At 51.5% G+C, this 12,097-nt stretch carries 9 protein-coding genes and 1 other annotated feature; of the genes, 3 read left to right on the forward strand and 6 right to left on the reverse strand.

Annotated elements, in window-relative coordinates:
• Positions 1-93: 93 nt before the first annotated feature.
• Together HH215_RS11165 and HH215_RS11170 are read left to right on the forward strand one after the other, a co-directional pair.
• Entirely contained in the window at positions 94-627 is a 534-nt protein-coding gene (locus HH215_RS11165) for an RNA polymerase sigma factor (protein WP_169279970.1), read from the forward strand.
• Positions 624-2,093: a hypothetical protein gene (locus HH215_RS11170; RefSeq protein WP_169279971.1), complete on the forward strand. Its 1,470-nt coding sequence runs from the start codon at positions 624-626 to the stop codon at positions 2,091-2,093. Before HH215_RS11165 ends, HH215_RS11170 begins: the two co-directional genes overlap by 4 nt.
• A gap of 49 nt (positions 2,094-2,142) precedes the next feature.
• On the opposite strand, the gene HH215_RS11175 is transcribed toward HH215_RS11170, so the two are convergent.
• From HH215_RS11175 to HH215_RS11190, 4 genes are all read right to left on the reverse strand, one after another.
• The gene (locus HH215_RS11175; protein WP_169279972.1) at positions 2,143-4,719 is read right to left on the reverse strand and encodes a DNA internalization-related competence protein ComEC/Rec2; all 2,577 of its coding nucleotides are present in this window, start codon (positions 4,717-4,719) and stop codon (positions 2,143-2,145) included.
• A 109-nt stretch (positions 4,720-4,828) separates the two neighbouring features.
• Entirely contained in the window at positions 4,829-5,347 is a 519-nt protein-coding gene (locus HH215_RS11180) for a deoxycytidylate deaminase (RefSeq protein ID WP_169279973.1), read from the reverse strand.
• Positions 5,348-5,383: 36 nt separating this feature from the next.
• The gene (locus HH215_RS11185; protein WP_169279974.1) at positions 5,384-6,676 is read right to left on the reverse strand and encodes a homocysteine synthase; all 1,293 of its coding nucleotides are present in this window, start codon (positions 6,674-6,676) and stop codon (positions 5,384-5,386) included.
• A gap of 84 nt (positions 6,677-6,760) precedes the next feature.
• The gene (locus tag HH215_RS11190) at positions 6,761-7,345 is read right to left on the reverse strand and encodes a ComEA family DNA-binding protein (protein WP_169279975.1); all 585 of its coding nucleotides are present in this window, start codon (positions 7,343-7,345) and stop codon (positions 6,761-6,763) included.
• Between the two features lie 110 nt (positions 7,346-7,455).
• On the opposite strand from HH215_RS11190, the gene comER reads away from it, so the two are divergent.
• Positions 7,456-8,289, forward strand: coding sequence for a late competence protein ComER (gene comER, locus HH215_RS11195; protein WP_169279976.1), 834 nt, complete (start codon positions 7,456-7,458; stop codon positions 8,287-8,289).
• Positions 8,290-8,462: 173 nt separating this feature from the next.
• Here the strand turns inward: comER and leuS are convergent, their stop codons facing one another.
• On the reverse strand, positions 8,463-10,898 hold the full coding sequence (gene leuS / locus HH215_RS11200; protein ID WP_169279977.1) for a leucine--tRNA ligase: 2,436 nt from the start codon (positions 10,896-10,898) through the stop codon (positions 8,463-8,465).
• A 172-nt stretch (positions 10,899-11,070) separates the two neighbouring features.
• Positions 11,071-11,317 (reverse strand) — a binding site (T-box leader).
• A gap of 61 nt (positions 11,318-11,378) precedes the next feature.
• Positions 11,379-11,996 (reverse strand): TetR/AcrR family transcriptional regulator, encoded by a 618-nt coding sequence (locus HH215_RS11205; protein WP_169279978.1) that lies wholly within the window; start codon positions 11,994-11,996, stop codon positions 11,379-11,381.
• Positions 11,997-12,097 lie beyond the last annotated feature (101 nt).

Genomic DNA, 12,097 nt, shown 5'->3' on the forward strand with positions numbered 1-12,097 from the left:
TCTAGCAAAATTGTTCGCAAAGGCATAATGTTTTATGTTGGATAACGGAACCGATCCCCATTATACACTGTCTAATAGGGTAGAGGTGAACATATGAGGACGGAATACTTAAAGCATGTCGATACCGTCGATGATTCGGAGCTTAGACTGCTTATGGATCAATATGGAAACGAAGTATGGAAATATGCCTATATTTTAACTAGAAACAGAGAGCAAGCCAAAGATATCGCTCAAGAGGTGTTTATTAAAGCGCACTACAATATCCATACGTTTAGAGGGCAGTCCACGATTAAGACCTGGTTGCTTGCGATTACGAGAAATCTATCGTTAAACTACTTATCATCCGGTTATTTTCGCAAAATTCTCTTATTCGGAAACATGAAGACGCCCCAGTCGGCGCCTTCGGCCGAAACGGCTTTTCTAGACGAGCAATCCGCTTCGGAGGTTTGGGGAATCATTATGAAACTATCGCACAAATTGCGCGAGGTGCTCGTTCTTGATCTAGAGCATGAGCTGAGCGTTCAAGAAACGGCTAAATTGCTTAATCTTCCGGAGGGAACCGTGAAATCCAGGCTTCATCGCGCTCGCAAGGAAGTCGAGAACCAATTAAAGGGGTGGGTACAATGAATACGACCAAACCGGATTGGTACGAGCAAGCCAAGGGAGGACTAGGTCAAGCCAACTTCACCGAACCTATGAAACAAGAAGTAAGCCGGAAAATATTCGAGCGTCAGCCCGAGCGTAAAAAAAGCGGGAAATGGGTTGTTGCCGCCGTTACGGCCTTTGCAATATGCATCGCGGCCTTCCTCTTGATTAATCCTGCGCGTACGATCGATGAGCCTCCAGCCCCTGCCGGAACCCTTACGACTCCTGATATTAACAGCCCGAATCCGCTTCCTACCGAGAGCAATCCGCCTACCGAAACGCAACCCCCTATTGCCGAGGAACAGGTCAAGCTCGCTTATGAGGATCCCAGAGGTTCGTTAGGCACTTTAGGAAATTATCCGGTCGAATTGGATCGCATCGAAGCGACTCGAATTCCGAAATCATCCGTGATCGTGAAACGGGTCATCGAAGTCGACGAACTAGGAAATTATTTCCTTTACGTTAAAAATAAAAACGATACCCAGCTTTACGCCGGGATGGAAATCGTATCGGCTGGCCTGGGATCCTCTCCCACGGATGACATATACGAGATTGGCATCGTCGGTGACCTTACCTACCTGAACGACGTCCAAATTACGAAAAGCAATTTGTTCGGACGTTTCCATCTCCGGATATACGGAGTTTGCGGCGCCAATTGCGTAACGAATAACTGGATTCATTTCGAGGAAGACGTACCCGGCGTTCCGATCAGCGATATCCGACTGAATGCCCACGCTCAGGAAGTCGATCTCGACGAAGACGGAACTCCCGAACTGGTCTCTACGGAATCGTCAACGATTGCCAAAGTGCAAGTCTACAAAACTTTTAACGATCAAGTCAAGTTCGTCGATCTGAATATCGCGTTACAAGCGGAACATCCTAATTCCGTCCAATATGACGGTAACTCGCGAACTTTCACGGCTATCTTCGCCGACCGCAGTGTAAGCTATCAATATAAAAAAGGCGAAGATATCTTAGAACGCGTTGATCCTATAGAGAAGGATCAGAACCGGCTTATCGTCGGCGGTACTTACGACGGCAACGACTCCATTCAACTGAACGTGGACGGGACGAAGATTGATGCAAGCTGGGTTAAAGATCCTCTCAAAAAATTCGGCATCTACCTTCCGGCCGATATTCGGACGGTCAAGTTCGAAGACGGATACGAGTACAAATCCACGGTCGGCGATGCCATCATTCAATTAAGGGAAGCGAATGAAGGCAATCTTCCAACGCTGCGTAAAGAAAAAGATCTTGAGAGTTACTCCGATTACGTGGGCACGGAGTTCTGGGGCGATGAGCAGAACATTAGGTACGACTATTTCTTATACGAGCATGACTCCGACAATAGGACCTATATCGCCGTACGGTGCAGTACCGACGACATCGGTAAACTCCGCCCCTTACTTCTCGCGGTTATCTCTAATATCCGGTATGCATCAGAATAAAATTCCCGCAACCGCCGATTCCCATGGATTTCGGCGGTTTTTTCGCTATCTATTCGGCATCCCGCATCATTCTTCGTTCCATGTCGCCGTTTGGCTGAATTCGATATTGTACCTCACCGTGCAAATCCGTCCGCCAAATAAGGCTGCCCGCATCTTTAAGCCTTTCGAGCACGCCTTCGTTAGGATGACCATAGAAGTTGTTAATGCCGACGGATATGACCGTTTCGCGAGGCGACCAATAGTCGACCCATGGTTCCGTCGTCGAAGTTTTGCTGCCGTGATGCCCCGCTTTAAGCACGTCTATCTGCCGGAAAATAACATTCCCGTCGCGTTCGGATTCGATTTCGACGATATCCCGCTCGCCGCCTGCTTCCAAATCTCCGGGAAGCAAGAAGTTTCGACCATATACGGTTAGAATGAACACGATGCTGAGGTCGTTTTGCTCGTTCCGCACCTCGACCCTATTTTCGGGATCGGATTGTTGTACGTATGGATACAGAGCTAGTAATTTGGTCGTTTCATCCACCTCCCACTCCATCGTTGCTTGAACGGCATAGGAAGGAATATTTTTATCCATCGTTAATCGAAGCAACTTCAAGGTGCTAGGAGAATCCTTCAACGTCCCGTTGAACAGCAGGGAACGTACGGGAATATTGTTCAGAACGGCTTCCGCCCCGCCGATATGATCGGCATCGAAATGGGTCAACACCAACGCGTCTATATCACTAAAGCCCCGTTTAAGCAATAAAGGCACAATCAGCTTGCGCCCGACTTCATAAGGATCGCTGCGATTTTTCCATTCCTCTCCCGGTTTACGGAAATTAACCGTTCCTCCGGCATCGATCATGATGATCTTGCCTTTACCGGTGCGAATCAAGATGCTGTCGCCTTGCCCGACATTAAGGAATGAAATTGAGGCATCGCGATCGAACGCTGCCGGCCGATATCCCCATAACAGCCAGCTTACCGCGAGAAACGCGAACGCAACATAGGGGAGTACAGTCCTGCGTAAGTTCCTGACGTTACCGCTATACTCGGCGGAGAGCGGGGCCGTGGAATCCTCGCTTTCAACGGCTTGTTGTTTCCACCACTCTCGCTCCAGCTTGCGCGCTAATCTTTGCTTCAACCCCGCAATAGCCAACCCCATAAGAACATAAGCGCTTGCTACCCACAGCAAAGAGGGCTTCGGCCATACCGATCTAAGTCCAACGAATGCGTCCAACCAGTCCACGATGCCGAAGGTCAACGCATTTCCCATAGAGGCTAACTTTGCCGGAATGATTCCCATAGGCAGCCATATCCCGCCCAATACGATGGATGCCATACCGAGCGGCATGACAATAAAGCTGATAAACGGCACTAGCACGAAATTAGCGGGCAGCGATAGCAAATGAACGGCGTTAAAATAATAAACCGTAACCGGAAAAGAGACGAACTGTGCGGTTAAAGTAACGGCCACCGCTCCCTTCAGCCAATTCCAGCGAATGGGGAGCGACGCCGTAACCGTTGGAACGAATAGTATCAATCCGGCCGTGACGATAAAAGATAGTTGGAAACTGACGTTCTCAATCAGCAACGGATTCCATATGAGCATTAGCAAAGCCGCTGCCATCAAGAGATGGAGACCGTCCTTTAACGCGTTTTTACGCGCTAACCACAATGCGATCATTGCCATCACGCATGCGCGTACGGCCGATGGGGAAGCCCCGGTTATCAGCATGTATAGCGGCATCATCGCGATTGTCATATCCAGCGTGCGTTCCCGGGTTAGCCTCATCCATGCTCCGATTTGCAACAGTAAATAAACGACGACTCCGACATGCAATCCGGAGATCGCGAGCACGTGGGTCAAGCCAAGGCGGGCAAATTGATCGAACTGCTCGGGCTCCAAATCCGAACGGATGCCGACGACCAAACCTTTCATGTATCCCGAGTCGCCGCCCGGGTACATTCGATCCATGATTTTGCCGATCCCCATACGCAAGTCGTCCAAAACCCTAAGCGGCACGTTGAGGATTGATCCAGGTTCTCCCGTAAACGTGACGGAATTCAAACCTTTGGCGGAGAGTTGCCAATGAATCCCTTGCTTGCTCAAATAGTTACGATAGTCGAACGCGCCGAAGTTGCCCGCTTCGCCGGGCAATTCCAGAACTCCCGCTATTCGTATACGATCGCCCCTGCGCCAATCGGAGACGATCTGCTGATCCTCTTGCTTAGCCAGCTTAATTCTGATCAGCACCGTATCGGTAATCTTAAGTTCATTGCCGGCGGAAGAGCGTTTTATGGATTCGGCTTTGAGCTTGAACATCGCCACGTCCCCGTCTACTTCGATGACCGAAGAGGAGCGACCCGTTAATACGGCCTCCGCACCTACCGCGTCCGTCGAAACCGCAAGATCCGACTCGTTCCGGTTCTCTACCCACGCCCTTTCGCCATAAGCGAGCAGTAATGCTAACCCGCATATAAACGTTAGCTTCGGATTCAACTTTCCCAAGATTGCCAATCCGATCAAAAATAATATTAAGGCTACTAAAACGATGATAGAGCTAAACCCTTGAACCAACGATTCAATCGAAACGCCGACGATCCAGCAACAACATACCGCGACTAACGGTCTTCCGTTCATCTTTCACCTCATCCGCGTCAAATAAAAAACACCCCTTCGCCGAGTTAACTCGGCGAAGAGGTGCTTCCTCTTCTACATAGGACTACCTAAAGGTAAGGACGCAGCAGAGCTACGATCCGTCTTGTACTTCCGTATCCGCCGGAGGAACGTAACTCCCGATTTGCCGGAAGAGCAAACCTCGTTGTTCCATTAGCGCGGCTACTTTTCCATGATCCTTCAGGTAAGGCCGGTAATAAACGATCTCCGCGATGCCGCTGTTCGCCAGCATATTCGCGCAAGTCCAGCAAGGCTGGTCCGTTACGTACACGACGGATCCTTCGCGGTCCACGCGATCCGTGAACAACAGAAGATTCTGCTCCGCATGGATCGTCCTGATGCAGCGCTGCTTCTTGATCATTTCAGTCGATGGCGCGCCTTCGGGAGCGGATTCGAATTCCTCCACGATCATACAACCTGCTTCGGAGCAATCTTGAACGCCCATCGGAGCTCCGTTGTAAGCCGTGCCTAACAACTTCTTCCCTTGTACGAGCACCGTACCTACGTGACGCCTTGGACAGCGCGACCGGGTCGAAACCATAAAAGCGATATCCATGAAATACGTGTCCCAGTCCTTACGTAGGCCTGTCATCTGTTAAAACCTCCAACTATAGCTTGCATGAACGATTTACTTCTGGCTTGCCGCCAAAGCTTGCTCCAAATCGTGAATAATATCTTTGATCCCTTCCGTACCGACCGAGAGACGAATCATTCCAGGCTGAACGCCCGCCGCAAGCTGGCCCTCTTCCGTAAGCTGCTGATGCGTCGTGCTCGCGGGATGGATGATAAGCGACTTGGAATCTCCGACGTTTGCCAGATGGGAAAATAACTTGACCGCGTTAATGACCTTTTTGCCGGCCTCTACTCCGCCCTTAATTCCGAAAGTCATAATCGCTCCTTGTCCGTTAGGCAAATAACGTTGACCTAACTCGTAAGAAGGATGGCTCTCCAACCCTGCATAGTTAACCCACTCTACCGCAGGATGCGACTCCAGGAATTTGGCGACGGCCAACGTATTGCTGCTATGGCGCTCCATGCGAAGATGTAGAGTTTCAAGGCCCTGTAGGAACATGAAGGAGTTAAACGGAGCTAGTGCCGCTCCCATGTCGCGCAACAGTTGCACGCGCATCTTAATGATATACGCCACCGGTCCGACCGCATCCGCGTATACGACGCCGTGATAGCTCGGATCCGGTTCGGTCAAGCCCGGGAATTTGCCGCTTGCTTTCCAATCGAACTTGCCGCCGTCTACGACGATTCCTCCGATGGAAGTTCCGTGTCCGCCGATAAACTTAGTTGCGGAGTGAAGCACGATATCCGCGCCGTGCTCTAACGGACGGCAAAGGAACGGAGTCGCGAAAGTGCTGTCGATGATCAGCGGAATGCCGTTGTCATGCGCGACGGCCGCAACGGCGGAGATGTCCAGAATATCTCCTCTAGGATTACCGATCGTTTCCGCGAAAATGGCTTTCGTCTTCGGCGTAATAGCCGCGCGGAAGTTTTCCGGATTGGAAGGATCCACGAATTTAACCGTAATTCCTAGCTTAGGCAACGTAATCGCGAACAAGTTATACGTACCGCCGTACAGACTTGCAGCGGAGACGATCTCGTCTCCCGCGCCCGCGATGTTTAGAATCGAGTATGTAATCGCCGATTGACCGGAAGCAACGGCCAATGCCGCGGCACCGCCTTCCAGAGCAGCAACGCGTTGTTCGAAAACATCCGAAGTAGGGTTCATGATGCGGGTATAAATATTTCCGAATTCCTTCAGGGCGAACAGGTTGGCCGCATGTTCCGTATCGCGAAACCCGTAGGATGTCGTCTGGTAAATCGGTACCGCGCGGGACATCGTTGTCGGATCGATCTGTTGGCCGCCGTGTACGGCGAGTGTTTCCAATGAATAGGATGATTCTTGGCTCATTCAATAAACCTCCCGAAATAGATAATAATAGATTTCTTTATCATTTTCTCATATTTACGGCAAATGTTAAAGCATAAACGGATTTTATTTCCGGGTTGATACATCGACTAAGTCGGAAATCTTCTCGTATACCTTTGGTCCGATTCCCTTCACCTCAAGAAGTTGATCGATATTTTGAAAGCCGCCATGCTGTTCACGATAGGTTATGATCGCTTTTGCTTTAGATGGTCCGATGCCGGGCAACGTTTCCAACTGGGATTGGATTGCTTGGTTGAGATCAATAAGACCGGAAGAAGGAATCTCCGGTTGAGCGGCTACCGAGTGAGGCGGCGGAGGGCTTAAATCTGCGGACGATGCAGGCGACTCGGTGGTTATCGGGGTTACGCCGGTTTCACGGGATACATCGGCCGTACTTTCCGTGCGGCCAGACGGAAGCGGAGTATCGGACGGGGAATCGTTTGTCGACCCGGCAATAGGTTCAGTCGTGCTGGATCGGGTTGCGGTTAAGTCGTCGATTGCGTCTTCCAACGGTTCATTGACAGGTGACCAACCAGGTATGGATGCGGACGTCGATCCTTGCAAGAAAACATACCCGAGCAGAATCCCGCCCATGATGAGCAGGCTTATTGCGGTTATTTTTATCGAACCTATTTCCTTAACTTTTTTCATAATCAAACCTCCTGGTTTAGAATCGATCCGGGGAATGAAAAATCGTTCATGTCGGCCAAGCGCTGATTCATACAATATGAAATAGATAGTTCGTCGTGGGAGGGAATGGGATGAAAATCGGCTTCATCGGTGCGGGAAGCATGGGAAGCTTGCTTATTGGAGCATTCGTTCGCGCCGGTGCCATGCGGCCGGGCGACATCGTCGTCAGTTCACGAACGTATTCCAAGCTGTCAACGCTGGCAGATCAACATCCGGGATTACAACCTGTCTCTACTAATATGGAGGCGGCGAGCGGAGCCGATTATTTGTTCTTGTGCGTCAAACCGATGGATTTCCGTAAAGTCATCGATGAAATCTCGTCCGTGCTCACGAAAGATCAGATCGTCATCTCCATTACGAGCCCCGTAAAAATTTCATCGCTGGAAGAGCTGCTTCCGTGCAAAGTTGCCAAAATCATTCCAAGCGTCGTCAATGCCGTCGGCAGCGGAGCGTCTTTGTTCATGTGGGGCAATCGTTTGTCGGACGAGGATCAAACCGCATTATGGAAAATGTTCTCCTCCATCAGCCGACCCATCGTCATCATAGAAGATGAGGTCCGCGTTGCATCCGATATATCCAGTTGCGGGCCGGCGTTCCTTGCTTGCTTGTTAGAGCAATTTATCGACGCGGCGGTCATGTCTACCGGCATGGAACGGGAAACGGCTACCGAACTCGCCTGCGAAATGATGCTCGGAACCGCGCGGCTGATGCTGGAGCAGTCTTGCTCGCCGAGCGAGCTCCAAGCCAAAGTTTCCGTACCCGGGGGCATCACTGCGGCTGCATTGGAGGTGCTGCGCAAGTCTACCCGCGGCGCATTCCTGCAAGTGCTGTATACGACGCACGAGAAATTCGCCGAGGATCTGGATCGGGTCGATTCTTCTTTATTTTCCAGCGAACGTACGTGAACGGGTTTGAGCCAGGATTGAGCTTGAGTAAAATTCGCAGTTAAAAATAGGGTTTATCCATGGCGGGCGCTTAGTCCGCCTTTTTCGTGTTCGCATCCATGTTCATAAAAAAAAGCCGCCCGCTCCACCATAAAGTGGAGACAAGCGGCGTGTGCTTCACGCTGCAAAAAGTATTAGTTGGCGACGATGTTGACGAGTTTTCCTTTAACCGCGATAACCTTGCGAATCGTCTTGCCGGCGATAAGCTCCTTCACTTTCTCGGACTCAAGCGCCAGCGCCTGCATGCCCGCCTCGTCGAGATCGGCCGGAATGTTCAGGCGATCGGCGATTTTGCCGCTTACTTGCACGACGATCTCGACTTCGGCATCCACCGTGAGCGAGACATCGTATTGCGGCCACGCGACGTAGGAGACAGAGCCCGTGTATCCCAGCTTCTCCCACAGCTCTTCCGAGATATGCGGAGCGATCGGGGACAACATCTGAACGAAATGAGCCAACGCTTCCTTAGGCAACTTTTCCGTTTTGTATGCCTCGTTCACGAAGATCATCATCTGGCTAATCGCCGTGTTAAAGCGCAATGCCTCGTAATCCTCGCCGACCTTCTTCAAGCTCTTATGCCAAACTTTACGGAAACTATCGTCTCCTGCAACGTCTTGGATTTTACCGTTCAAATTGCCGTTATCGTCTACGAACAGTCTCCATACGCGAGCCAAGAAACGATAGACGCCTTCCACCCCGTTCGTGTTCCACGGCTTCGTCGCTTCGAGAGGCCCCATGAACATCTCGTACATCCGCAGCGTATCGGCTCCGAACTCTCCGACGATATCGTCCGGATTAATGACGTTGCCGCGGGATTTGGACATCTTCTCGTTGTTCATGCCGAGAATCATGCCTTGGTTGACGAGTTTATGGAACGGCTCTTTCGTCTTCACGACGCCGATGTCGTACAGTACCTTGTGCCAGAAGCGCGCGTACAGCAAGTGCAGAACCGCATGCTCCGCGCCGCCGATGTACAGATCTACCGGCAGCCACTCGGCTTGTTTTTCCGTCGAACAAATTTCTTTCTCGTTCTTCGGATCGATGAAGCGCAAGTAATACCAGCAGCTGCCCGCCCATTGCGGCATCGTGTTCGTCTCGCGGCGCGCCTTGCGTCCGTTGCGCGGATCGATAACGTTCACCCATTCCGTAACGTTGGCTAGCGGTGATTCGCCCGTGCCCGATGGCTGAATCGCTTCTACGTCGGGCAATAGCAACGGAAGATCTTCTTCCGGAATCGTATCCATCGTTCCGTCTTCGTAATGCAAGACGGGAATCGGCTCGCCCCAGTAGCGTTGGCGGCTGAACAGCCAATCGCGCAAACGGTACGTTACTTTGCCCTTACCATTGCCGTCCTTCTCCAGACGAGCAATCATCGCGGCGATCGCTTCCGCCGTGGACAACCCGTTCAAGAAATCGGAATTGACCAGTTTGCCGTCTCCCGTATAAGCCGCTTCGGCTACGTTTCCGCCCGCAACGACCTCAACGATCGGCAACCCGAATTTCTTCGCGAATTCCCAGTCGCGCTCGTCGTGTCCCGGAACGGCCATGATCGCTCCCGTACCGTATCCGCCAAGCACGTAATCCGCGATCCAGATCGGCACTTTGCCGCCGTTGACCGGATTAATCGCATAAGCACCCGTGAACACTCCGCTCTTATCCTTAGCCAAGTCCGTACGTTCTAGATCGCTTTTCCGCGCAGCCTGTTCAACGTAAGCTTCGACCGCAGCTTTCTGCTCGGAAGACGCGATCGCGCCTACCAGCTCGTGCTCGGGAGCGAGTACGCAATAGGTCGCTCCGAACAACGTATCCGGTCGAGTCGTAAACACCGTCAACGCGGAGTCGTGTCCATCGATGGCGAACGTCACTTCGGCGCCAGTCGATTTGCCGATCCAATTGCGTTGCATGTCCTTGATGCTTTCCGACCAGTCCAATTCTTCCAGGTCTTCGAGCAATCTCTCCGCGTACTCGGTAATTTTCAACATCCATTGGCGCATCGGCTTGCGAACGACCGGATGTCCTCCGCGCTCGCTTAGTCCGTCGATGACTTCCTCGTTCGCCAGCACAGTGCCGAGAGCCGGACACCAGTTCACCGGAACTTCCGCGACGTATGCTAATCCTTTTTTATATAGTTGAATGAAGATCCATTGCGTCCACTTGTAATAATCCGGATCCGTCGTGCTGAATTCGCGATCCCAATCATAGGAAAACCCTAGCGACTTAATCTGACGGCGGAAATTATCGATGTTTTCCACCGTGATCTCGCGCGGATGGCGACCCGTCTGCAGCGCATACTGCTCCGCCGGCAAGCCGAAGGCATCCCATCCCATCGGATGAAGCACGTTAAAGCCTTTCATCCGTTTGAAGCGACTGACGATATCGGTTGCCGTATAACCTTCCGGATGACCGACGTGAAGTCCGGCCCCGGATGGATACGGGAACATATCCAATGCGTAAAACTTAGGTTTTCCCGCTTCTTCCGTTGTGCGGAACGTTTTGTTCTTATCCCAATAGCTCTGCCATTTCGGCTCGATCTTCAGCGGTTGATAGCCTTGCCCGTTCTCATGCGACATGTGTGTTAACTCCCTTGTTATCATCTCTCTTGTTCTTGAAGCGCAAGCATAAACAGCCTACGCCGTCCTTTGGGATGGCGGGGGAGCGTTTATGTCGGAGACGTTTCAGTAAAGTAGAGCGAATTTATACTTTCTGAAAGGTCAACAAAAAACTCCCGCCTCTAGCGTTATCGCTAGGGACGAGAGTATAAATTCCCGTGGTACCACCCTAGTTGACGGACATCCTGCTTGGATTGCCGCCCACTCGTGCCTCGTAACGAGAGGAAACGCCCAACTTGTCGAACATCCGCATTCCAACGGCTTATTCGTTCGGTTCGGAGGCTCCAAGGCGAGTTCGTCGTTCGCGTTAACCGGCTTGCACCAACCGCCGGCTCTCTGGGTAACGTCTAACGAGTACTGCTCCTTATCACAGCCAAAGTATGCCATGATTATAGCCAATTTGCTCGATTCATGTCAAGCGAACAGCGCCGATTGCCCCGATCATCGGTTCGAAATTCCGTTCCAGAACACCCCGACGATCGCCGACGACAACTCTTGCGGGGAATATTCAGCATCGCCGACAATCTCCCGGTTCCCGATCATCAACAACGCGGCGAAAGCATGGGCAAGCAGCATCGGATTGCCCTCCGCGATATCCCCTGCCTCCATCGCTTGGCGGAAAGTAGCCGCCATAACCTCATGGATCTTATGCTCCGCCAAGCGGATATCGTCCCGCTGCTCCACGGTCAAGAAAGGAATGGCTTCCCTCATCAGACTCTCGAATTCCACATGCGATTTGGACATTTTCGTAAACGCGATCTGTTCGAGTCTCGTCCTTATATCCGGGTGAGCATCGATGATCCGTTGCGTAAAGAAGCAAATCCTCGCCATCATTTCCGTAACGGAAGTCGTGAAGAGCACCGCTTTATTCGTAAAATAGTAATAGACCGACGCCTTGGTCACTCCGGCTCGTTCCGCGATCATATTGATCGATACCGGCTCATAGCCTAATTCCATGAAAAGAACGGATGCCGTGTTCAATACTTTATCGCGCATCGAGGGTTGGTCGACGTTTCCTTTCGGCCTGCCGGGAGAACGCTTGGATCGGGGGGTCGTCATCGCGGTCCCCTCCTTTGTTCGGAAATTCGCCATTGCATAATTAACCTTCCGGTATATATAATTAATTTGCAACTCATCTTACGATTATATCCCAAATTCCA

Origin of the sequence: Cohnella herbarum, assembly GCF_012849095.1 — a bacterium.
GTDB lineage: Bacteria > Bacillota > Bacilli > Paenibacillales > Paenibacillaceae > Cohnella > Cohnella herbarum.

Bases quoted from the DNA above. Each gene is read 5' to 3' on its own strand.
- HH215_RS11165 (WP_169279970.1), top strand. From the start codon at position 94: ATGAGGACGGAATACTTAAAGCATGTCGATACCGTCGATGATTCGGAG.
- HH215_RS11170 (WP_169279971.1), top strand. From the start codon at position 624: ATGAATACGACCAAACCGGATTGGTACGAGCAAGCCAAGGGAGGACTA.
- HH215_RS11175 (WP_169279972.1), bottom strand. From the start codon at position 4,719: ATGAACGGAAGACCGTTAGTCGCGGTATGTTGTTGCTGGATCGTCGGC.
- HH215_RS11180 (WP_169279973.1), bottom strand. From the start codon at position 5,347: ATGACAGGCCTACGTAAGGACTGGGACACGTATTTCATGGATATCGCT.
- HH215_RS11185 (WP_169279974.1), bottom strand. From the start codon at position 6,676: ATGAGCCAAGAATCATCCTATTCATTGGAAACACTCGCCGTACACGGC.
- HH215_RS11190 (WP_169279975.1), bottom strand. From the start codon at position 7,345: ATGAAAAAAGTTAAGGAAATAGGTTCGATAAAAATAACCGCAATAAGC.
- comER (WP_169279976.1), top strand. From the start codon at position 7,456: ATGAAAATCGGCTTCATCGGTGCGGGAAGCATGGGAAGCTTGCTTATT.
- leuS (WP_169279977.1), bottom strand. From the start codon at position 10,898: ATGTCGCATGAGAACGGGCAAGGCTATCAACCGCTGAAGATCGAGCCG.
- HH215_RS11205 (WP_169279978.1), bottom strand. From the start codon at position 11,996: ATGACGACCCCCCGATCCAAGCGTTCTCCCGGCAGGCCGAAAGGAAAC.